Annotated in this window: 22 protein-coding genes; 11 read left to right on the forward strand and 11 right to left on the reverse strand. The window is 68.5% G+C overall.

The genetic code is table 11. The features are described 5' to 3' along the window. Window positions 1-153: 153 nt before the first annotated feature. The gene (locus tag AC5YDV_RS11490; RefSeq protein WP_496183463.1) at window positions 154-630 is read right to left on the reverse strand and encodes a P-loop nucleotide/nucleoside kinase family protein; all 477 of its coding nucleotides are present in this window, start codon (window positions 628-630) and stop codon (window positions 154-156) included. Window positions 631-727: 97 nt separating this feature from the next. On the opposite strand from AC5YDV_RS11490, the gene AC5YDV_RS11495 reads away from it, so the two are divergent. Then, the gene (locus AC5YDV_RS11495; protein WP_496183464.1) at window positions 728-1,456 is read left to right on the forward strand and encodes a dienelactone hydrolase family protein; all 729 of its coding nucleotides are present in this window, start codon (window positions 728-730) and stop codon (window positions 1,454-1,456) included. Window positions 1,457-1,518: 62 nt separating this feature from the next. Here the strand turns inward: AC5YDV_RS11495 and AC5YDV_RS11500 are convergent, their stop codons facing one another. Continuing rightward, window positions 1,519-1,926, reverse strand: a complete 408-nt coding sequence (locus AC5YDV_RS11500) for a rhodanese-like domain-containing protein (protein ID WP_496183465.1) — start codon at window positions 1,924-1,926, stop codon at window positions 1,519-1,521. Between the two features lie 73 nt (window positions 1,927-1,999). Between AC5YDV_RS11500 and AC5YDV_RS11505 the strand changes: the two genes are divergently transcribed. After that, window positions 2,000-2,461 carry a hypothetical protein gene (locus AC5YDV_RS11505; RefSeq protein ID WP_496183466.1) on the forward strand — a complete coding sequence of 154 codons (462 nt, stop codon included), beginning with the start codon at window positions 2,000-2,002 and terminating at the stop codon, window positions 2,459-2,461. Here AC5YDV_RS11505 and AC5YDV_RS11510 read toward each other — a convergent pair. After that, the gene (locus tag AC5YDV_RS11510) at window positions 2,427-3,629 is read right to left on the reverse strand and encodes an amino acid aminotransferase (RefSeq protein WP_496183467.1); all 1,203 of its coding nucleotides are present in this window, start codon (window positions 3,627-3,629) and stop codon (window positions 2,427-2,429) included. The two genes, AC5YDV_RS11505 and AC5YDV_RS11510, sit on opposite strands and share 35 nt — an antisense overlap. A 30-nt stretch (window positions 3,630-3,659) precedes the next feature. Then, window positions 3,660-4,202, reverse strand: a complete 543-nt coding sequence (locus tag AC5YDV_RS11515) for a GNAT family N-acetyltransferase (protein WP_496183468.1) — start codon at window positions 4,200-4,202, stop codon at window positions 3,660-3,662. Between the two features lie 71 nt (window positions 4,203-4,273). On the opposite strand from AC5YDV_RS11515, the gene AC5YDV_RS11520 reads away from it, so the two are divergent. From AC5YDV_RS11520 to rocD, 3 genes are all read left to right on the forward strand, one after another. Further along, the gene (locus tag AC5YDV_RS11520) at window positions 4,274-5,197 is read left to right on the forward strand and encodes an ABC transporter ATP-binding protein (RefSeq protein WP_496183469.1); all 924 of its coding nucleotides are present in this window, start codon (window positions 4,274-4,276) and stop codon (window positions 5,195-5,197) included. After that, window positions 5,194-6,468, forward strand: a complete 1,275-nt coding sequence (locus AC5YDV_RS11525; RefSeq protein ID WP_496183470.1) for an ABC transporter permease — start codon at window positions 5,194-5,196, stop codon at window positions 6,466-6,468. The genes AC5YDV_RS11520 and AC5YDV_RS11525 overlap by 4 nt, the downstream gene beginning before the upstream one ends. Before the next feature lie 91 nt (window positions 6,469-6,559). Further along, complete coding sequence (gene rocD / locus AC5YDV_RS11530) at window positions 6,560-7,837, forward strand: ornithine--oxo-acid transaminase (RefSeq protein WP_496183471.1); 1,278 nt, start codon at window positions 6,560-6,562, stop codon at window positions 7,835-7,837. Window positions 7,838-8,045: 208 nt separating this feature from the next. On the opposite strand, the gene AC5YDV_RS11535 is transcribed toward rocD, so the two are convergent. Further along, the gene (locus AC5YDV_RS11535) at window positions 8,046-8,591 is read right to left on the reverse strand and encodes a YceI family protein (RefSeq protein ID WP_496183472.1); all 546 of its coding nucleotides are present in this window, start codon (window positions 8,589-8,591) and stop codon (window positions 8,046-8,048) included. A 153-nt stretch (window positions 8,592-8,744) separates the two neighbouring features. Here AC5YDV_RS11535 and AC5YDV_RS11540 point away from each other — a divergent pair, with 153 nt between their 5' ends. After that, window positions 8,745-10,031, forward strand: a complete 1,287-nt coding sequence (locus AC5YDV_RS11540) for a citrate synthase (RefSeq protein WP_496183473.1) — start codon at window positions 8,745-8,747, stop codon at window positions 10,029-10,031. Between the two features lie 100 nt (window positions 10,032-10,131). On the opposite strand, the gene AC5YDV_RS11545 is transcribed toward AC5YDV_RS11540, so the two are convergent. The 3 genes from AC5YDV_RS11545 to AC5YDV_RS11555 all read right to left on the reverse strand — a co-directional run bounded on the left by AC5YDV_RS11545 (window position 10,132) and on the right by AC5YDV_RS11555 (window position 12,212). Continuing rightward, window positions 10,132-10,758 carry a TetR/AcrR family transcriptional regulator gene (locus tag AC5YDV_RS11545; protein WP_496183474.1) on the reverse strand — a complete coding sequence of 209 codons (627 nt, stop codon included), beginning with the start codon at window positions 10,756-10,758 and terminating at the stop codon, window positions 10,132-10,134. After that, on the reverse strand, window positions 10,755-11,627 hold the full coding sequence (locus AC5YDV_RS11550; RefSeq protein WP_496183475.1) for a CPBP family glutamic-type intramembrane protease: 873 nt from the start codon (window positions 11,625-11,627) through the stop codon (window positions 10,755-10,757). Before AC5YDV_RS11550 ends, AC5YDV_RS11545 begins: the two co-directional genes overlap by 4 nt. 75 nt (window positions 11,628-11,702) lie before the next feature. Continuing rightward, the gene (locus tag AC5YDV_RS11555) at window positions 11,703-12,212 is read right to left on the reverse strand and encodes a hypothetical protein (RefSeq protein WP_496183476.1); all 510 of its coding nucleotides are present in this window, start codon (window positions 12,210-12,212) and stop codon (window positions 11,703-11,705) included. 47 nt (window positions 12,213-12,259) lie between these two features. Between AC5YDV_RS11555 and AC5YDV_RS11560 the strand changes: the two genes are divergently transcribed. Genes AC5YDV_RS11560 through AC5YDV_RS11575 form a run of 4 tightly spaced genes read left to right on the forward strand, consistent with a single transcriptional unit; the run spans window position 12,260 to window position 15,665 of the window. Continuing rightward, entirely contained in the window at window positions 12,260-13,573 is a 1,314-nt protein-coding gene (locus AC5YDV_RS11560; protein ID WP_496183477.1) for an aminotransferase-like domain-containing protein, read from the forward strand. Between the two features lie 9 nt (window positions 13,574-13,582). Beyond that, window positions 13,583-14,542 carry a D-alanine--D-alanine ligase family protein gene (locus AC5YDV_RS11565; protein WP_496183478.1) on the forward strand — a complete coding sequence of 320 codons (960 nt, stop codon included), beginning with the start codon at window positions 13,583-13,585 and terminating at the stop codon, window positions 14,540-14,542. Continuing rightward, window positions 14,539-15,276, forward strand: coding sequence for an SURF1 family protein (locus tag AC5YDV_RS11570; RefSeq protein WP_496183479.1), 738 nt, complete (start codon window positions 14,539-14,541; stop codon window positions 15,274-15,276). Before AC5YDV_RS11565 ends, AC5YDV_RS11570 begins: the two co-directional genes overlap by 4 nt. Further along, window positions 15,273-15,665, forward strand: a complete 393-nt coding sequence (locus AC5YDV_RS11575; protein WP_496183480.1) for a DUF3817 domain-containing protein — start codon at window positions 15,273-15,275, stop codon at window positions 15,663-15,665. Before AC5YDV_RS11570 ends, AC5YDV_RS11575 begins: the two co-directional genes overlap by 4 nt. 126 nt (window positions 15,666-15,791) lie before the next feature. Here AC5YDV_RS11575 and AC5YDV_RS11580 read toward each other — a convergent pair whose 3' ends face one another. From AC5YDV_RS11580 to AC5YDV_RS11590, 3 genes are all read right to left on the reverse strand, one after another. Continuing rightward, window positions 15,792-16,727: a ParB/RepB/Spo0J family partition protein gene (locus AC5YDV_RS11580; protein WP_496183481.1), complete on the reverse strand. Its 936-nt coding sequence runs from the start codon at window positions 16,725-16,727 to the stop codon at window positions 15,792-15,794. A 15-nt stretch (window positions 16,728-16,742) separates the two neighbouring features. Next, window positions 16,743-17,657, reverse strand: a complete 915-nt coding sequence (locus AC5YDV_RS11585) for a ParA family protein (protein WP_496183482.1) — start codon at window positions 17,655-17,657, stop codon at window positions 16,743-16,745. 279 nt (window positions 17,658-17,936) lie between these two features. Next, window positions 17,937-18,590: a PhzF family phenazine biosynthesis protein gene (locus tag AC5YDV_RS11590; RefSeq protein ID WP_496183483.1), complete on the reverse strand. Its 654-nt coding sequence runs from the start codon at window positions 18,588-18,590 to the stop codon at window positions 17,937-17,939. Window positions 18,591-18,763: 173 nt separating this feature from the next. On the opposite strand from AC5YDV_RS11590, the gene AC5YDV_RS11595 reads away from it, so the two are divergent. Continuing rightward, window positions 18,764-20,179, forward strand: coding sequence for an Nramp family divalent metal transporter (locus AC5YDV_RS11595; RefSeq protein WP_496183484.1), 1,416 nt, complete (start codon window positions 18,764-18,766; stop codon window positions 20,177-20,179). Window positions 20,180-20,186: the final 7 nt, after the last annotated feature.

Raw genomic sequence — 20,186 nt, forward strand, 5'->3', positions numbered from 1 at the left:
CACGCCGCGATCACAACGGCGAGCGGGATGAGCACCTGCCAAGCGACGTCCGCGAGAGGCGGGTTGGCCTGCAGACATCTTCACATCAGCCCGCTCTCCGGCCCTTCCCGGCAGTTGGCCACGCTCACTCTCACGCCGCGCTCTGCCACTGGGTCAGGGTGTCCGATCAGAGGTGATGACGGTCAGCGGACCTTCGTCGGCGGTCGGTGCCTCGAAGTGGTCGAAGTAGGCGGCGGCCACGTCCGGAGGCAAGGCGAAGTCGTCGCCGTGGGCATGTCGGCGAGCCGCGACGCGGGCCAGGCAGGTCGTTCGGTCCGTCGCCAGGTAGAACATCTCGGGGATGACACCGAACGGTGCCACCAGTGCGCGCCATTCTTCGCGCATCCGACGGGACCAGAACGAGAAGTCGAGCACAACGTCGTGGCCTTGGCCGAGGAGTGCGACGAGTTTGCTGCGCAGCACGCCGTCGATGACAGCTTGGTCCTCCTCGGCCAGAGGCATGGCGTGGAGGCCCCGCGCCCAAGCCTCTTGGTCGAACGAAAGCCTGGACATGCCCTGTTCTTCGAACTGCCTTGCGATGGTGGACTTGCCGGAGCCCGCCGGTCCGCACATGAAGACGACCCGTGGCATGAAACGGACTCTACGGCGACAACCCGACGACTTCGCCCCCGTGCTCTGCGACGTGCCCGCTAGGCTCGGCGAAAGCCCCACGGCAAGGAAGGCCACGATGCCCACAATCACCGAGACCACCATTCCCGTGACGATCCCCGGCCCAGACGGGTCCCAGATGCCGGTGCTGCTGCTGAGGCCCGACTCGGGCCGGGGCGGCGGCATCGTGCTCGTGCAGGAGATCTTCGGACGCAGCGACTACATGCGTTCCCGCGCCCGCGACCTCGCCGAGATCGGCTACACGTTCGTGCTGCCCCAGGTGTTCTGGCGTGTCGGTGAGGACGCGATCCCCGAGGACACCCCCAACGCCCTCGACGTGGCCATCCAGGTCACCGGCAAGGTCGACTGGGACACGGCCGTCTCCGACATCCGGGACGCCGTCGCCTGGCTGCGCGCCGATGAGGAATCCGAGGAGTCAGTGGCGCTCGTGGGCTTCTGCTTCGGCGGCGGCCTGGCGTACGCCGCCGCGCAGGACGCCCCGCGCGCGTCGCGCGCGGACGCCCTGGTGAGCTACTACGGCTCCGCCCTGCCGAACCTGGTGGACGGCGCCCGTCCGAACGTCGCCAGCCTGCACCACTTCGGGGACTCCGACGCCTTCATCCCCGCCGAGGCCGTCGCTCACATCCGTGAGGTCGTGGAGGCCGACGGCGCCGAGTTCCACCTGTGGGAGGGCGCGAACCACGCGTTCGACAACCCGTCCCCGGCCCTGCCCTTCCACCACCCGGAGGTCTCCCGCCAGGCCTGGGAGGTCACCGTCGACTGGCTGGCCCAGCACCACCCGGCCTAGGACAACCCGCCGAGGGCTCGGCTTCCCAGCGCCGAGGGCTCCCCTTCCGGACGCCGAGGGCCTCAGAGCTTCTCGACCGGCTGACCGGCCTCCTGCCACGCGGTGAACCCACCGTCGAGGTGGGCGACGTTGTCGAAGCCCATCTCCTGCAGTGTCTGCGCGCTCAACGCCGACCGCCACCCCGAGCCGCAGAACAGGACCAGCTTCTGTCCGGAATCCAGCGCCGGCTTGTAGTACGGGCTGGCCGGGTCGACCCAGAACTCGAGCATGCCCCGCGGCGCGCGGAACGCGCCGGGGATGGTGCCCAGGCGCGAGAGTTCGCGCGGATCGCGGATGTCGACGAACAGGACGTCGTCGCGCTCGAGCAGCGCGGCGGCGTCCGCCACCTCGATGTTCTCGATGGACGCCCGCGCCTCGGCCACGAGGTCGGCCGAGGGGCGGGTCAGCGGGGAGCCTGGTTCACGCGTCATGGCCCCAGCATGCACCACGGGCCATGGGTGTGAAACGCGGGCGGACCCGCCGATTCCGGCCTACGGTCGAGCCATGAAGCCCCTGCTCGCCCCCGCGCCCCACCGCCTCACGCGGGGGGCGTCGGCGGTGTTCTCCGCCCTGTTCGCCGCGATCGCGGCGGCCGGGCTGGGCGCCTATCAGCCGATCTTCCAGATTCCCGCGGTGACCGTGCTGGTGCCCGACTTCTACAGCCACGCGTCGAACCTGCTGTTCTCAGCGTTCTTCCTGCTCGGGTTCGGCATCACGCGGCTGCAGTACGGAGGGTCGCTGCGCGGCATCCCCGTGGTGGCGCTGCTCACGGTCGCCGGCAATCTCGTCTACGAACTCTGGCTGCCCCTGGGCAACCCCCGGGATCCCGTCGACGCCCTCTACGGGACGATCGGCGTACTCCTGGCGCTGGCCTACCTGGGGTGGGTGCGCCGCCACGGCCTCCGGCCGAACCCGGAGGCCGTCGCTCCGGTCAGCCCTTCACAACCGCAGCGATCGACTCGCTGACGTAGTCCACGTTGCCGTTGTTCAGGGCGGCGACGCAGATGCGACCCGTGTCGGTGCCGTACACGCCGAACTCGTTGCGGAGGCGCACCATCTGGTCCTTGGTCAGGCCCGAGAAGGAGAACATGCCCACCTGGTCGGTGATGTAGCTGAAGTCGCCCTCGACACCGGCCCGCTCCAGTCCGGCCACGAGCGCGGAGCGCATCGCCTTGATCCGGTCGCGCATCTCGCCGAGTTCGCTCACCCACTGGGCCCGCAGGTCGGCGTCCGACAGCACGGTCGCCGCGAGCAGCGCGCCGTGGGTCGGCGGGTTGGAGTAGTTGGTGCGGATGACGATCTTCACCTGCGAGAGGACGCGCTTGGCCTCCTCGGCGTCCGCGCACACGATCGACAGGGCGCCGACGCGCTCGCCGTACAGCGACAGGCTCTTGCTGAAGGAGGTCGACACGAAGAACGACGGCACCTTCTCGGCGAACTTCCGGACGACCGCGCCGTCCTCCTCGAGGCCCTCGCTGAAGCCCTGGTAGGCCATGTCCAGGAAGGCCACGAGCCCGCCGGCGAGGACGACCTCGATGACCTGGTCCCACTGGTCGGCGGTCAGGTCGTAGCCGGTCGGGTTGTGGCAGCAGGCGTGCAGGACGACGATCGTGCCGGGCGCCGCGGCCTTGAGGTCGGCGATCATGCCCTCGAAGTCGACGGCCTTGTTGGCGGCGTCGTAGTAGGCGTACTTCTCGACGGTGAACCCGGCGCGGGTGAACAGCGCCTGGTGGTTCTCCCAGCTCGGGTTCGAGATGAGCACCTTGGCGTCCGGGGACACCTGGCGCAGGAAGTCGGCGCCGACCTTGAGGGCACCCGTGCCACCCAGGGCCTGCACGGTCACCACGCGGCCCGACTCCACGACCTCGGAGCCCGCACCGAAGACGAGTTCCTTCACGTCGTCGTCATAGGTGGCCAGCCCGTCGATGGGCAGGTACCCCTTGGCGGCGGCCTTTTCGGCCAGCCTCTTCTCGGCTGCCTCGATGCAACGCAGGAGCGGGAGCTTGCCGGTCTCGTCCTGGTAGACGCCCACCCCGAGGTTGACCTTCTTGGGGTTGGTGTCGGCCTTGAACTGCTCGGTCAGGCCGAGGATGGCGTCGGGGGCTGCCTGCTGGACATCGGAGAACAAGGACATGGGGTCCACCTTTCTTGCGCGGGATTCAGCCTAGTCCGCGGGCGCCTCCGCGACATGGGTCGTCCGCAAGGGCGGAGTCGTTCGCAAGGGCAGGGCCGCCATCGCGGCCAGCGCGTCGCCGGACGTCCGGTAGGTCGTCCACTCGTCCATGGGAACGGCCCCCATGGCGCGGTAGAAGTCGATCGAGGGAGTGTTCCAGTCGAGCACCCACCATTGGAACCGCGTGTAGCCGCGCTCCACGCACCGACGGGCCAAGGTGACCAGAAGGTCGCGCCCCAGCCCCGACCCGCGGAATGCCGGGTCGACGTACAGGTCCTCCAGGTGGATGCCGTGGCGACCGTCCCACGTGGAGTAGTTCAGGAACCAGATCGCCATGCCCACCACCCGGCCATCGACCTCGGCCACGTCCGCGAACAACGCCGGGGCGCCCGCGAACAGCGCCTGCTCAAGGTCGGACGCCGTGGCGCGCACGGCGTCCGGCTCGCGTTCGTAGACCGCGAGGTCGATGATGAGCTGGTGGAGGGCGGGGACGTCCCGAGGCTCGGCAGGTCGGATCAGGCGGCGTGGGTTCACCGCTGAACGGTATCCAACGACGCCCACCCGGGGTTCCCCACCTCCGGCGGTCCCGTGATGGGATGGGTCCCATGACCACCTCCACCCCCGTCATCGAGGTCGACGACTTCAGCATGAGGTTCGGCGACAGGACCGTCATCGACCAGCTCAGCTTCGACGTCCGGCCCGGCGAGACCTTCGGACTGCTGGGCGCCAACGGATCTGGCAAGACGACGACGATCCGCGCGCTCCTCGGCATCTACTCCCCCACCAGGGGCCGGCTCCTCGTGCACGGCGCACCCTTCGACCCGGCCGGCGACTACTCACTGGGCTACCTCCCCGAGGAGCGCGGCCTGTACCGCAAGGAGCGCGTGCTGGACGTGATGACCTACTTCGGGCAGCTCAAGGGCATGGAGCGCCAGCGGGCGGCCCTCTGGAGCCTCGCGTTCCTCGATCGGGTGGGGCTGGCCGACAAGGGGAACGCGAAGCTGAGCACGCTCTCGGGCGGCCAGCAACAGAAGGTGCAACTCGGGGTCACCATCATGGACAACCCGAGCCTGCTCATCCTCGACGAACCGACCAAGGGCTTCGACCCCGTCAACCGTCGCCTCCTGCTCGACCTCGTGGACGCCCAACGCGCGGCCGGGGCGACCGTCGTCATCATCACCCACCAGATGGACGAGGTGGAGCGCCTCTGTGATCGGGTCCTGCTGCTGAAGGACGGTCGGGCCGAGGCGTACGGCACGGTCCCCGACATCCAGGACGCGTACGGGACGGGCATCGTCCGGCTGAGCTTCTCCGGCGACCTGCCCGAGCCGCGGGGTTGGCGTCCGCTCACCGCGGAGCGGAACTACGCCGAGATCGAGCTGCTCCCCGGGAGCGACGCCCAGGCGCTGCTGCGCCAGCTGGTGGCCGCCGGCGTCGAGGTCCGTAGCTTCGACGCGGCACGGACGTCCATGGAGCAGGTCTTCCTGAGGATCTACGGCACGCCCTCCCCCGAGGGAGCGGCAGCATGACCTTCCACAACTTCGGCACCGTCGTCGGCTTCGACGTGCGGCGCACCCTGGCCAAGCCGTCCTTCTGGGTGACCTCGCTGTCCGTCCCGGCGCTGATGGCCGTGGTCGCCGCCTTGCTGTGGTTCTCCAACGCGAGCGCGATGGCGTCGGTGGACCAGCAGTACCGCGAGTCCACCCCCTTCACCTACACCGACGCCTCGGGCATCGTCGAGGAGGACGTGGCGCGGCAGCTGGGCGGCACCGTCGCACAGGATCCCGCGGCCGCGGCGACGGCGGTGCGCGAGGGGCGCTCGCAGATGCACGTGGACATCCCCGCCGATCCCACCGCCGAACCGCTCCGCATCGTCGGTACGGACCTGGGCATCGTGCAGTCCGGCAGGTGGCACGCGCTGGCGCGTGAGTTGCTGCAGCGTTCGGCGGCCGAACGGATCGGGGACCCGGTCCTGACCGGCGTGCTGGACGGGGTGCGCACCACCGACGAGCTCTGGAAGGACGGCCAACGGGCCCTCGGCATCGCGGCGGCCGTGGTGCCGGGGCTGTTCCTCGTCCTGCTCTACATGACCGTTCTGATGCTGGGCCAGCAGATGCTCAACATCACCGTCGAGGAGAAGGAGAACCGCGTCACCGAGATGATCCTGACCATGCTGGACCCACGCGTCCTGATCCTCGGCAAGGTGGTCGCCGTCATCCTGGCGGGGATCGTGCAGGGCTTGGTGCTCCTGGTGCCGCTGGTGGCGCTGGCGCTCCTGTTCCCGGGTCTGCTGCCGGGCGCGGACGCCTCTGGTGCCGACGCCTCCGGGGCGGACGCCTCCGCCGGCGGCATGGTGGAGCTCGGGCTGGCCGGCGGGATCGCCCTCGACCCGGTGCGGATCGCCCTCGCGGCCGGGCTGTTCACCGGCGGGTTCCTGCTGTTCACGGGCCTGCTGGTCGCCATCGGGGCGGTCATGCCGACCGCCAAGGACGCCGGTGCGGCCTTCGGCGCGGTCCTGCTGGGCATGTTCCTCCCGCTCTACACGGGAGCACTGGTGGTCAACGAGCCGACGAGTCCCCTGTCGGAGTTCCTGACGTGGTTCCCCCTCACCGCCCCCATCACGGCGTTGCTCCGCAACGCCCTGGGTGTCCTGCCGATCTGGCAGGCGCTCGCGGTCGTGGTCGTCCTGCTGGCGTGCGCCGCCGGCTTCCTGTGGTTCGGCGTCCGGCTCTTCAGGCAGGGCTCAATTTCCTACGACAAGCGCCTCTCGATCGGAAAAGCCTTGCGCTCCTCCCGCTGACGACCGAACTTTGTATCGCCGCGGGGCGCTATCCGCCTTGATAGCATCAGGCATCCGGGCCGTCGGCCCGACCGTCCGAGAGGTGCAAGCCATGGCCCTGGAACCCCGGAGTGAGCGTCAGCGCGCCGCCATTGCTGAGGTTGAGACGTTCAGCGCCCACAACTACGCGCCGCTGCCGGTCGTGATCGCTGCGGGCGAGGGGGCCCACGTCACCGACGTGGACGGGAACCGGTACATCGACTGCCTCTCGGCGTACTCGGCGGTCAACTTCGGCCACGGCAACCCGGCCTTGGTCGCGGCCGCCCAGGAGCAGCTGTCCAAGCTCACGCTCACCTCGCGCGCGTTCTACTCCGAGCCCTTCGGTCCGTTCGTCCACGCGCTCGCCGACCTGTGCGGCAAGGACATGGTCCTGCCCATGAACACCGGAGCCGAGGCGGTCGAGACCGCGATCAAGTCGGCTCGCAAGTGGGGCTACGAGAGCAAGGGCGTCCCCGAGGGCGAGGCCAGGATCATCGTCATGGAGGGCAACTTCCACGGCCGGACGACGACGATCATCTCGTTCAGCAACGACGAGGAGGCCCGTCGCTCGTACTCGCCGTACACGCCCGGCTTCGTGCACGTCCCGTTCGGTGACGCCCGGGCCATCGAGGACGCCATCGACGAGAACACCGTTGCCGTGCTGCTCGAGCCGATCCAGGGCGAGGCCGGCGTCATCGTCCCGCCGGTGGGCTTCCTCACACAAGTGCGCGAGATCACGGCCCGCCGCGGCGTCCTGATGATCGCCGACGAGATCCAGGCCGGCCTCGCCCGCTCGGGGACGACGTTCGCCTGCGACCGTGAGGGCGTGGTCCCCGACATGTACGTGCTGGGCAAGGCCCTCGGCGGCGGCATCGTGCCCCTGTCCGCAGTGGTCGCGAACCGGGACATCCTGGGCCTGTTCCAGCCCGGACAGCACGGCTCGACGTTCGGCGGGAACCCGCTGGCCTGCGCGATCGGATCGGCGGTCGTCGACCTGCTGCGCACGGGCGAGATGCAGGAACGCTCCCGCGTCCTCGGCGAGCGCTTCGCCGCCGGGCTGCAGCCGCTGCTCGACCGGGGCTGGGCCACCGCGATCCGGCAGGCCGGGCTGTGGCTCGGTGTGGACGTGAACCCCGAGCTCGGCACCGCGAAGGACATCTGCTACCGGCTCATGGTCATGGAGGTCCTGGCGAAGGACACCCACGGCCACACCATCCGGTTCGCTCCCCCGCTGGTGATCAGCGAGCGCGACCTGGACGCGGTGATCGACCACACGCTGGCGGCGTTCGCGGACGCCGCGGGTCACGTCGGCCACGTCCATGCGGACGTCGCCGCGGAGATCGACGCCTGATCTGGCTTCGTCGCCCGGCGCGGCGCTGGCTCATGCTGACTCGGGTGGAGACCACCGGAATCACAGCGCTGTAGTTTTCCCCAGCTGTGGACAACCCTGTGCAGAACGTCCGGACGCACGTGGGCCCCGTCCGAGAAGGACGGGGCCCGCGGCGTCCGATCCAACAGCACCCACCCCCAGGGCGTCGGACCGGAAACTCAGTGCAGGATCAGGCCTGCTTGATCGCCGACACCTCGAACTCGAGGACGACCTTGTCGGCGACGAGGAAGCCGCCGGTCTCGAGCGCGGCGTTCCAGGTCAGGCCGTAGTCGGCGCGGGAGATGGCGGTCTGGCCCTCGAAGCCGATGCGCTGGTTGCCGAAGGGATCGGTGGCCGCGCCCTGGAAGTCGAAGGGGATGGTGATGGTCTTGGTCGTGTCGCGGATCGTCAGGTCGCCGGTCACGTCGACGGTGTCGCCCTTGACGGCGAAGTCGGTGCCACGGAACGTGATCGAGGGGTAGGTCTCGGTGTCGAGGAAGTCACCGGAGCGGACGTGCGCGTCACGGTCGGCGCTGCGGGTGTTGATCGAAGCGGCCTTGATGTCGACATTCAGGGTCGAGGCGGCGGGGTTGCTGCCGTCGATCGTGGCGGTGCCGGTGTACTCGTCGAAGGAGCCACGGACCTTGGTGACCATCGCGTGGCGGGTGACGAAACCGATGGTGGAGTGCGAAGCGTCGAGGACGTAGGTCCCCTGGAGCTCGTTGAGCTGCGACATGTGTGTGTCCTCTCGTAAGTTGGTTGCAGGAGCAACCTTACGGGAACTTGCTTGAAGTGTCAACTACTTGCTCGGCGACCGCTTTTACCTCCATGTCGAGAGGTACATGTAGTGTGACGATCGAGCTACAACACTGCCTCAAGGAGGAGTTCAATGACGACCCCTGCCAGCCTCACTCACGGCGACAAGAACCTGGAACTTCCGTTCGTCCAGGCCACCCAGGGCAACAACGGCTACGACATCGGCAAGCTGATGGCCCAGACCGGGGACACGACCTTCGACATCGGGTTCGCGAACACCGCCGTCTGCAAGTCGGCGATCACCTACATCGACGGTGACGCGGGCGTGCTGCAGTACCGCGGCTACCCGATCGAGCAGCTGGCCGAGAAGTCGACCTTCCTCGAGACCTCCTACCTCGTGCTCTACGGCGAGCTCCCGACGAAGGAGCAGCTGGCCGAGTTCACCGAGAAGGTCGCCAACCACATGGTGATCGACGAGCGCATCCGCGAGATGTTCCGCATCTTCCCGCGGCGTTCGCACCCGATGCCCGTGCTGTCCGCCGGCATCACGGCCCTGGGCCTCTTCTCCACCGACACCATCGGCTTCGACGACGAGCGCATCGACGCCGCCACCCACCGCCTCCTGGCGAAGGTGCCGACGATCGCGGCGTACTCCTACAAGAACTCGATCGGCTCGCCGACCCTCTTCCCGGACTACTCGCTCTCCTACGTCGAGAACTTCCTCCGCATGTCCTTCGGCACCGTCACCCAGCCGTACGAACTGGATGAGGAGATCGTCAAGGCCATGGAGGTGCTGCTGATCCTGCACGCCGACCACGAGCAGAACTGTTCGACGTCGACCGTCCGCCTGGTCGGCTCCGCCCAGACCAACATCTACCAGTCGATCTCCTCCGGCGTGAACGCCCTCTACGGCCCGCTCCACGGCGGCGCCAACCAGGCCGTCCTCGAGATGCTGGACGACATCGCCGCCCGCGGCATCTCCGTCAAGGACTACGTCAACAAGGTCAAGGACAAGTCCTCCAACGAGCGCCTCATGGGCTTCGGGCACCGGGTGTACAAGAACTACGACCCGCGCGCCGCCATCATCAAGAAGCACGCCGACGCGATCCTGCGCAACCGCGCGGGCGGCAACGACAGGCTGCTCGACATCGCCCTGGAGCTCGAGGAGGCGGCGCTCAGCGATCCGTACTTCGTCGAGCGCAAGCTCTACCCGAACGTGGACTTCTACACGGGCCTCATCTACCGCGCGATGGGCTTCCCGACGGACATGTTCACCGTGCTGTTCGCCATCGGCCGCCTCCCGGGCTGGATCGCCCAGTGGCGCGAGATGATCAAGGACCCGAGCACCAAGATCGGCCGCCCGCGGCAGATCTACGTCGGCGCCACCGAGCGCGACTACACCCCGATGGACGAGCGCTGACACCACGTCCGGTAGGGGGTCGATCCGCGAGGGTCGGCCCCCTTCTGCTTTCGTTCAACGACCCGGCGATCATTGCCGACCAGATGGCCGCGCTCCTCGACTAGGAGTCCGCCCAGCCGGCCAGCATGGCGTCCAAGCCGCGGGAGAACTCCTCCTCGGGCTGCCAGCCGTAGCCGCCGAGCAAGGCGCCCGCCAGCCAGGGGTGCGTCTCCGGTGAGAGCCCCTCGAAGGCGGCGCCCGCCTCGCCGGCCCGGTCGTCCCCTCCGCGGACCTCGGCCAACACCTTTCCCACGGTGTAGCCCATCAGGCAGTCCAGCAGCTGCATGGCGGACGCCGGGGGCAGGCCCGCGGCGTCCAGCCAGCCGAGTGCGCGGTCGGTCAGGTCGAGCATGTGGGGGGTGACGATCGGACGGGTGCCCAGGATCGGGGTGACCCCCGGGTGGGCGAGCAGTTGGTGGCGCAGGGCGTGGAAGGTCTGGGCCGCGACCTGCCGCCAGCCCAGGTCGGACGCCGGGGGTGCCGGCTTGGTCCGCACCCAGATGTCGTCGACGATGGCGTCGAACAGCGCGTCCTTGCTGGGCAGGTAGTGGTAGACCGACATGGGGTCGACACCCAGTTCCGCGCCAAGCCTGCGCATGGAGAATGCCTCGAGGCCGTCCCGGTCGAGCAGCGCGATCGCGGCGTCCACGATTTCGGTCCTGCCCAGGGTGGGACGGCTCGGGGTCATGCCAGCGACCTCGCCGGCTTCGTGAAGAACAACTCGCGCTCGCGCCACACCACGATTCCCGAAACTACCAGCAGGATCGCTGTCTGGATCGCCTTGGTGTCGGGGTGGGTGTTGAGGAGTTCGTTGCCGAAGTTCGCCGCCAGGTGGAACAGGATCGGCACGAGGATGCTCCGGCCGCTGCGGTAGTAGAGCCAGTTCATCAGGATGATGAACGGGAACATCGACAGCCCGAAGTTGAGGGTGGCCAGCACGCCGGTCTCGACGACCTCCGCCTGGTACATGCCCTGGATGGTCGACAGCGGCACGTGCCACAGGAACCACACGACGCCGAAGACGAGGGAGGTGCGCCAGATCGTCCAGCGGGAGGCCAGGGAATCGGTCCCGTAGGTCTTCCAGCCGAGTTCCTCGAGGATGGACGCCAGCCCGAGGGTCAGCCAGGCGGGCGCGAGGCCCGAGGTGAACGAGAAGCCCTCGCGCGGCAGGAACTGGTCGGCCGGGTAGCCGAGGGGGATCGAGAGGGTGGTGGCGAGGAGCAGGGCTCCCGGCAGCAGGGCGACGGCCAGCACCCAGGCCCACCACGGCACCTCGCCCACGTTGGTCAGGCGGTGGAGGACGTCGCGGCGCAGGACGGGGTCGCGGTTGATGAGCACGCCGGCGACGACCATCGGCGCGGAGAGCCCGGCCAGGGCCAGGACGAGGATCACCACCCAGCCGGTGGGCGTGACCGCCGGTTGCCGTGAGATCGCACCCGCGGTGAACCACAGGACCCACGGGATGGCCGTGGCGAGGAAGAAGAACAGGAAGGGGTGGCGGTAGCGCGACACGATGGGGGCGACGTGGGACAAGCGCTTTTCTACGGTGTAGGTCACGAGGTCAACGCTATTTCTACGGTGTAGAGGTTGCACTCGGGGGTCCGCCCTCCCCCACCCCGGCCCGGACCCGGGTCAGCGCCCGAGGCGTCCGCTGCGGCTCGCCGGGGCCGGACGCGCTGGGCGCAGCAGCCGACCGAGGGCGCCGGTCACGCCTCGCACGGCATCAGGGACGCGCAGGGTGCGGCGCAGGTCGAGCTTCCACTGGACGCCCGCCACGGACTCCACGAAGCCTCGACCCTCGAGCCAGGCGGCGGGCAGGTGGCGGCAGTCGCCCGCACCGTGCGTGCCGGGCGCGACGACGAACCGGACGCGCCGCGGGGCCGCCGCCGCGAGCCTCTGGACGAGCTGGGTCCCGATCAACTCACCGAGGTCCTCACGGCGGACCCAGAGCTGCAGGACGACGACACTGTTGACGGGGTACATCCCCCCGAGGTCGGACGCCGGCGCGAAGGCGATGACCCCCACCACGCGGTCGTCCCGCACCGCCTTGAAGCCCGCGGACGCACCTCGCGGCGTCCGACCGCACCAGGGACACGCCAATTCCCGCAGGTCACGACTGTCCAGCGCCACCAAGGACCGCACCGTCGCCTCCTTTGGGACTCCCCTCCATCCGGTGAGACAATGGACGGGTGAGCTCACTCGAACCGTCCCGCCGCGACACGCGGCTGGACCCGTACATCGACCAGTATGCCGATCGCACAGGATCGATGACCGTGTCTGCCGTACGAGCTCTCTTCGCAGTCGCCAACCGTCCCGAGGTCGTCTCGCTGGCCGGCGGCATGCCGAACATCGCCGACCTCCCGCTCACCCGGCTCGGGGCCAGCTTCGACCAGCTGGTCCAGAGCCGCGGTGCCCAGGCCATGCAGTACGGGTCGGGCCAGGGTGAGCTGTTCATGCGCGAGAAGATCGTCGAGGTCATGGCCGAGGAGTCGATCCAGGCCAACCCCGACGACGTCGTCATCACGTGTGGCTCCCAGCAGGCCCTGGACCTCGTGACCCGCATCTTCATCAACCCGGGCGACATCATCCTCTGTGAGGCGCCCTCCTACGTCGGCGCGCTGGGTACGTTCAACGCCTACCAGGCCGAGATCCACCACGTGGGGATGGATGAGCACGGCCTGGTCCCCGGCGCGCTGCGGGACGCCGTCGTGGCGCTGCGGGCCGCGGGCAAGGCAGTCAAGTTCCTGTACACGATCCCGAACTTCAACAACCCGACCGGCATCACCCAGCCGCTCGAGCGGCGCCGGGAACTGCTCGCGGTGGCCCGCGAGCTCGGCGTCCTCGTCGTGGAGGACAACCCGTACGGCCTGCTCACCATCGAGGGTGAGCCCATCGACGCGATGCGCGCGATGGACCCCGAGGTGATCTACCTCGGCTCGTTCTCCAAGACGTTCGCTCCCGGGTTCCGGGTCGGCTGGGTGCTCGCGCCCCACGCCGTCCGCGAGCGACTCACCATCGCCCAGGAGGCGGCCGTGTTGTCGCCGCCGGTGTTCAGCCAGTACGCGATCGCGACCTACCTGGAGAACTTCGACTGGCGCGGCCAGATCGACTCCTTCCGAGGCATGTACCAGGCCCGCCGCGACGCCATGCTGGACGGCCTCGCCGCCCACATGCCGCCCGGCACGACGTGGACCACGCCGAACGGTGGCTTCTTCGTCTGGGTCACGCTTCCCGAGGGGCTGGACTCCCAGGCCCTGCTCCCCCGGGCCGTCAACGAGCGCGTCGCGTACGTCCCCGGCACGGCCTTCTACGCGGACGGCTTCGGCAGCCGCAACATGCGCCTGTCCTACTGCTTCCCGACGCCCGAGCGCATCTACGAGGGCACGCGCCGGCTCGGCAAGGCCGTCGCGGACGAGCTCGAGATGCACAGGACCTTCGGCCTGGGCGCCGCCACCCAGGTCCACACCGACCGCAACCTCGGCCCCGCGCCGGACGTCTCCTGAGGAGTTCCCTTGACCGACAACGTGATCGTCCTGGCCGGTGGGCTCTCCCACGAGCGCGACGTCTCCCTCCGATCGGGCCGGCGGGTGGCCCAGGCGCTGCGCGAGTCGGGCCACACCGTCCTCGAGGCGGACGTGAACGCCGACCTCCTGACGACCCTGGCCTCGGTGGCCGATCCGGTGGTCTTCCCCGTGCTCCACGGCGGAGCGGGCGAGGACGGTGCCCTCCGCTCGGTGTTCGACCTGCTGGGGACGGCCTACGTCGGCTCCACGGGTCCGGCGTCCCGCATCGGGTACGACAAGTCGGTGGCCTCCCCCATCGTGGCCCAGGCCGGCCTCCGGACGCCGCGGCAGTCAGCCCTGCCCCACGACATGTTCCGCGAGCTCGGCGCCGCCAACCTGGTGGCCGCGCTGGGCGAGCGCATCGGCTTCCCGATGATGGTCAAGCCCGCCCGCAGCGGCTCCGCGCTGGGCTGCACGCGCGTCAACAGTGCGCACGAGTTGCCCGCCGCGGTCGTCGCGGCGTTCAGCTATGGCGAGGTGGCGATCGTCGAGGAGTTCATCGAGGGCACGGAGGTCGCCGTGTCGGTCATCGACGACGGCGAGACGCTGCGCGCCCTGCCCGTGGTGGAGATCCGGCCGCGTTCGGGCATCTACGACTACCGGGCGCGCTACACGGCCGGTGAGACCCGCTTCCTCGCCCCCGCCGAGCTCCCCGCCGACGTGGCCGCGGCCTGCGCCGCGATGGCGTTGACCGCCCACCAGGTGCTCGGGCTGCGTGACCTCTCGCGCACCGACATCATCGTCCGCGACGGCCTGCCCTATTTCCTGGAGGTCAACGTGGCCCCGGGCATGACCGAGACGTCGACGTTGCCCCTGGCGATCGAGGCGTCGGACGACACGTTCGCCGCCGTCTGCTCCTCTCTCGTCCGGCGCGCTCGGGCGCGTGCCGGAGGCGCCGACCGGGCATGAGCACCCGCCTGAAGCAGTTCCTCATCGTCGCTGTCGCCGCGGTCGTGGCGCTGGTGATGGTGTTCCTGGGTCTGTGGCAGATGCAGGTGTTCGTGGACCAGGGCAACAAGACGGTCCAGGACCGGGCCACGCAGGCCCCGGTACCCTTGGACGAGCACATGGATTCGGATGGCGCCGTGGGCGACATCTACGGCAAGCGCGTGACCATCTCAGGTCACTACCTCGACCAGCAGGTGCTGATCCCCGCCCAGGACGGTCACCGTGTCCTGGCCGCCTTCCAGGTGCGTGACGGGCGGACTCTGCCGGTCGTCCGGGGCGTCGCGGCGGACGGGGCGCCGATCAGCCCCCCGCCGGCGGGCGAACGGGTGGAGACCGGGATCTTCCTGCCCGGTGAGGGCGACGTGAAGGACGAGCGCAACGTCGCCGTCGAGGTCCCGGAGGGTCAGTTGGCCTCGGTGCGCATGCCCGCACTGGCGCAACTGTGGCCCCAGCGGCTCGTGCCCGGCTTCGTGACGCTCGACGAGGCGGACGCCGCGGCCCACGGCCTCGCCCCCGCACCCGTCAGTCTCCCCACCGGTGAGGGGTCGGCCCGCAACAGCGGGTACGCCCTCCAGTGGTGGGTGTTCGCCGCCTTCGGGCTCGGCATGGCCATCAAGATCGCCCACAGCATGGGCGTCAAGGAACGACGCGCCGCTGAAGCCGGGGCGCGCCGCAACGAGGAGGACCCTTCATGAGCATGTCGCTCGACACCAGCCCCATCGAGGCCGACGAGGTGCCCGGAATCCGGGGAGCGTTGACGCGCTACCGGGTGATGGCCTGGGTCGTCGGCATCCTGCTCGCCGTACTCGTCCTGGTGGGCATGCCCCTGAAGTACTTCGGCGGCAACGATGCGGTCGTCGTGGCGACCGGCGTCCCCCACGGATGGCTCTACATGGTGCTGCTCATCACCGCCTACGACCTCGGGCGTCGTGTCCGCTGGCCCTGGTTGCGGCTCATCCTGATCGCGCTCGCCGGCACGATTCCGTTCTTGTCGTTCGTCGCCGAGCACCACGCCACGAAGGACGTCCGCGCGCGGCTCGCTGCGGTCGGCAACGGCCCGGCCTCCTCCAAGGACGCCGCCTGAGTCTCGTTGCCTGAGTCTCGCTGCGTGAGTTTCGCCGCTTGGCTTGATCGATCGAGCCTTGATCCCCCAGCCCACGGGCTGGGGGATCGGTTTTTTGTCGGTCAGACTTTACATCGCTTTGTCGATTTATCGTTCAGTCGTCACACCGGCGCGCATGACGGTCAAGATGCGATCCAGGTCTTCCTCGCCGGCGAACTCGATGGTGATCTTCCCCTTGTTCCGGCCGATTTGAACGTTGACCCTCGTGTCGAGGGAGTCCGTGAGGCTCTCCGCGAGATGGACCGCCCGCGGCGACTGCGCCCGGGTCAGCGGGGAACGCCGCGGGCGCTCCGGGCGCTCCCCCATGGCGACGATCTCCTCCACGCTGCGGACGCTCAGGCCCTCGGCCACGATTCGCTGGGCCAGGCGTTCCTGTGCGGCTGGATCCGACAGGGTCAGGAGAGCCCGGGCGTGGCCCGCGGACAGGACGCCGGCGGCGACCCGGCGCTGCACGGGTGCCGGCAAGCGTAGGAGCCGGATCGTGTTGGAGATCTGGGGGCGCGACCGCTTGATCCGGGACGCCAGCTCCTCCTGGGTGCAGCCGAAGTCATCCAGCATCTGCTGGTAGGCGGCGGCCTCCTCCAAGGGGTTCAGCTGAACGCGGTGGAGGTTCTCCAGGAGGGCGTCACGCAGCAGGTCGTGGTCTGCCGTGTCTCGGACGATGGCGGGAATGGTCGCCAAACCCGCCCTGCGCGTCGCGCGGAGGCGGCGCTCGCCCATGACGAGTTCGTAGTCGTCGCCGACACGCCGTACGACGACGGGCTGGAGGAGGCCCACCTCGCGGATCGACTCCACGAGTTCGTGCAGGTCGTCCTCATCGAAGACCTGGCGCGGCTGACGCGGGTTGGCGGTGACCCGGTCCACGGGCACCTCCATGAACGCGGCGCCGGCGGGCGCTTCGACCAGATCGACGTCGTGGTCGCGTTCCTGCGTCTGTGTGGTCGTTTCCGCTTCGGGAGCGGTCGTGCGGATGAGGTCGCCCAGTCCGCGACCCAAGCCCGTGCGCTGACGGGGTGCTGCCATGAATGTTCCTTTCGGTCAGAAGCCGCTGGCTCCGCGTTCGGCAAGTTCTCTCGCTGCGGCGAGGTAAGCCCGGGCGCCCACGGATTGGAGTTGGTACGTGATGACCGTCTGTCCGTACGAGGGGGCCTCGGCGATGCGGACCGAGCGGGGGATCACCGTGTCGAGCGTCTCTCGCGCGAAGTGTCGCCGGACCTCATCCGCGACTTGCGTCGACAGGTTGGTGCGGGCGTCGTACATGGTGAGGAGGACGGTCGAAAGCACCAGCTTGTCGTTCAGGCGGCCCTTCACCAAGTCGATCGTCTTCAACAGTTGCGTTACGCCCTCGAGGGCGTAGTACTCGCACTGGATCGGGATCAGGATCTCATGAGCCGCGACCAAGGCATTGAGGGTGAGCAGACCCAGAGACGGGGGACAGTCGATGAGGACGTAGTCCACGTGGTAGCGATCGAAGAATGCTCCCAAGGCGGACTTCAAGCGTGTTTCACGTGAAACAGTGTCCACCAAGCCGATCTCAGCCCCGGCGAGGTCGATCGTGGCCGGAAGTACCCACACGTTGGGAAGCTCTGGGCTCCGCTGGAGGGCGTCCACCAGGGGGAATTGATCGATCAACACCTCGTAGGTCCCCATCGTGCCCTCACCGTGGTCCACGCCCAGCGCCGTCGAGGCGTTGCCTTGTGGATCGATGTCCACCACCAGCACCTTGAGTCCGCCAGCCGCGAGGCCGGCGGCGATATTGACGGAAGTCGTGGTCTTGCCGACGCCGCCCTTTTGGTTCGCCACCACCATCACGCGCGGTGAGGCCGGCGGCGGGAGTGTCGGCGTTTCACGTGAAACACCGACGGCCAGGTCATCGGGGGCCAAGCTGTGGGTGGACGGCTCCTCAGGTTCATCGAAGGCGACGCGCCGGGGTGTGGTGGGGGAGCTGGTCACTACTGGCCTACCTTTCAGGGCTCGCAGGGGACGCGTGACAATCTACCGGAGTCCCACGCGCACACCCGCGCAGGCCCACGGGCGTAGTGCAGTTAGAGCAACGGGCTCCTCGCGCCGCTGCTCATGCGACGCTGAGCCGGGGCGTGAAAAGGCCCGTGGATGCAAGGCGAGGAATCGTGGGTCAACCAGGACACGCCACTACGGAAATAGCGGCCCCACACGTAGACGATGCGAAACAACAAAGCCTTATGTCGATAAAGATCTACGTCACTCTATTGCTTAGCGATCCAACGACACGTTGCCGCTCAGCGCCACCTTGCCCGTGTGCGTCGGACCGGCCGCGATCCGGGAGCCCAACCCTTGCCAGATCCGCACCGAACGCCCCAAGTGGTGGGCCAACAGCATCGCCGCGGACCCGGTGGCCTCGTCCTCACTCACGCCGATCTCATCGACGAAGGCACGAGCCCTCACCTGGCCGTTCAGCTCGTCGATCCAGGCCCAGACGTATTCATGGGACCCCTCCCACGGCCGGTAGGAGTCGACGACCTCAGAGGACTCGACCTGGGTCAAGTCGATCGCCGGGCTCCACGCCGGATCCGCCAGCACGGTGGCACCTTCGCGCGTGGCCACGCAGTACACCAAGCCGGCATCACACTGGAGGGAGTGCACCTCGTGCCCGAGGTGATCGATCAGCCACGCAGCACCGACGGTCGGGTGGCCGGCGAACGGCAGCTTCACGGTGGGGGAGAAGATACGCATGCGTCCTTGCGCCACATCGTCGATGAACATCGTCTCGCTGAACCCCAGGTCGCTCGCCCGCGCCTGGCAGGCGTCGTCCGTCCAGTCGGCGGTGTCGACGAAGGCCCCCAAGAAGTTGCCGAAGCGGTCCTCTTCATCAGTGAAGACGCGCAGCACGTGGTCAACCGGTCGCATGCCCGGAGCCTACCGCGCACCGACACCGTGGCTCGATTTGCACAACACCCCATCCCTTCGTATGCTTATTACGTCTCAGTCGTCCGACATAATATGTCGCCCGGGGAAGGTGCAGGTAGGCCCCATCCCGAGACCGCATCGGCGCGCCTCGGGCTCATGAGATAGCAGAACTTATGACGACAACCGTCACAGGCGAGAAGGACCTCGCCCTCAAGAACGACCCGTACGTCCTGGATCCTGCCAAGGTCCAGGAGCCGCCCACAGGGTGGCGCTCGAGCCTGAAGTACCTCGGCCCCGGCATGGTGACCAGCGCCGCCGTCGTCGGCTCCGGAGAGCTCATCACCGCGACCACGCTGGGAGCCCAGGTCGGCTTCATCCTGCTGTGGATCGTGCTGATCTCCACCTTCGTCAAGGTCGCGGTCCAGATCGAGCTCGCCCGCTGGTCCATCTCGACCGGCAAGGTGGCCATGACCGGCTATGACCAGGTGCCGCCGAAGATCGGCAAGCGCGGCTGGATCTCCTACATCGGCCTGCTCATGTTCCTCCAGATCCTCATCGGCCAGGCGGGCGTCCTCGGTGCCGCCGCCCTGGCGATGTCGATGATCCTGCCGATCGGCGGGGACCCACTGTCCACGGTCTCCTTGGGCTTCTGGATCGCACTCATGGTGGTCCTCTCCATCGTGATCCACGCGGCAAACAAGTACGACATCGTCGAGAAGGTCTCCACCGTCCTCGTCGTCCTCGTGACCGTGCTCGTGGTCGCGATGCTCTTCGGCGTCCAGTTCACGCCCTTCAACTGGACCGCCAGCGACCTCGGCACCGGCCTGACCTTCCAGATCGCGGCCGGCTCCATGGGCGTCGCCCTCGCCATGTTCGGCCTGACCGGCGTCGGCGCCGGCGAGATCACCGCCTACACCTACTGGTGCGTCGAGAAGGGCTACGCCGCCTGGACCGGGAAGAACGACGGCTCGGAGGCGTGGGCGGCCCGCGCCCGCGGCTGGGTCAAGGTCATGCAGCTGGACGCCTGGGTCTCCTGGGTGATCTACACGATCTCGACCGCCTCCTCCTACATCCTCGGTGCCACGGTCCTCAACCCGCAGGGCCTCCTGCCCAAGGGCAACGCCGTCCTCGAGACCATCTCCCGCATCTTCACCGACTCGATGGGCGGCTGGGCCGGCGTCGTGTTCCTCGTCGGTGCCGCGGTCGCCCTGTTCAAGACGATCCTCGCCAACGCCCCCGGCTTCTCCCGCCAGGTGAGCAACACCCTCGCCGTCTTCGGTGTCTTCGACTGGACCGACCTCGTCGCCCGCGACAAGTGGATGCGGGGCCTCGTCGTCGCCCTGCCCATCGCTTGGGGCCTGTTCGCCGTCGTCTTCAAGTCGCCGCTCGAGCTCCTGATCATCGCAGGCATCGGCAACGCGCTCTTCCTCATGGCTGTCGTCGTCGCCGTCCTCTACCTGAACAAGACCGAGACCGACCCGCGCATCAAGGGCCACGGCGCCTGGTACGTGTACCTGTGGATCTCCGCCGTCGCCGTGTTCGCCGTGGGTGCGCTCGGCCTGTGGGACCAGATCCAGAAGATGCTCTGAGGAGGCT

Source organism: Propioniciclava sp. LT432 (genome assembly GCF_059515965.1).

Coding starts and splice junctions, on each gene's coding strand:
- AC5YDV_RS11505 (WP_496183466.1), top strand. CDS start 2,000: ATGAAGCCCCTGCTCGCCCCCGCGCCCCACCGCCTCACGCGGGGGGCG.
- AC5YDV_RS11500 (WP_496183465.1), bottom strand. CDS start 1,926: ATGACGCGTGAACCAGGCTCCCCGCTGACCCGCCCCTCGGCCGACCTC.
- AC5YDV_RS11520 (WP_496183469.1), top strand. CDS start 4,274: ATGACCACCTCCACCCCCGTCATCGAGGTCGACGACTTCAGCATGAGG.
- AC5YDV_RS11590 (WP_496183483.1), bottom strand. CDS start 18,590: ATGCGACCGGTTGACCACGTGCTGCGCGTCTTCACTGATGAAGAGGAC.
- AC5YDV_RS11510 (WP_496183467.1), bottom strand. CDS start 3,629: ATGTCCTTGTTCTCCGATGTCCAGCAGGCAGCCCCCGACGCCATCCTC.
- AC5YDV_RS11495 (WP_496183464.1), top strand. CDS start 728: ATGCCCACAATCACCGAGACCACCATTCCCGTGACGATCCCCGGCCCA.
- AC5YDV_RS11595 (WP_496183484.1), top strand. CDS start 18,764: ATGACGACAACCGTCACAGGCGAGAAGGACCTCGCCCTCAAGAACGAC.
- AC5YDV_RS11535 (WP_496183472.1), bottom strand. CDS start 8,591: ATGTCGCAGCTCAACGAGCTCCAGGGGACCTACGTCCTCGACGCTTCG.
- AC5YDV_RS11545 (WP_496183474.1), bottom strand. CDS start 10,758: ATGACCCCGAGCCGTCCCACCCTGGGCAGGACCGAAATCGTGGACGCC.
- AC5YDV_RS11580 (WP_496183481.1), bottom strand. CDS start 16,727: ATGGCAGCACCCCGTCAGCGCACGGGCTTGGGTCGCGGACTGGGCGAC.
- AC5YDV_RS11570 (WP_496183479.1), top strand. CDS start 14,539: ATGAGCACCCGCCTGAAGCAGTTCCTCATCGTCGCTGTCGCCGCGGTC.
- rocD (WP_496183471.1), top strand. CDS start 6,560: ATGGCCCTGGAACCCCGGAGTGAGCGTCAGCGCGCCGCCATTGCTGAG.
- AC5YDV_RS11540 (WP_496183473.1), top strand. CDS start 8,745: ATGACGACCCCTGCCAGCCTCACTCACGGCGACAAGAACCTGGAACTT.
- AC5YDV_RS11525 (WP_496183470.1), top strand. CDS start 5,194: ATGACCTTCCACAACTTCGGCACCGTCGTCGGCTTCGACGTGCGGCGC.
- AC5YDV_RS11575 (WP_496183480.1), top strand. CDS start 15,273: ATGAGCATGTCGCTCGACACCAGCCCCATCGAGGCCGACGAGGTGCCC.
- AC5YDV_RS11490 (WP_496183463.1), bottom strand. CDS start 630: ATGCCACGGGTCGTCTTCATGTGCGGACCGGCGGGCTCCGGCAAGTCC.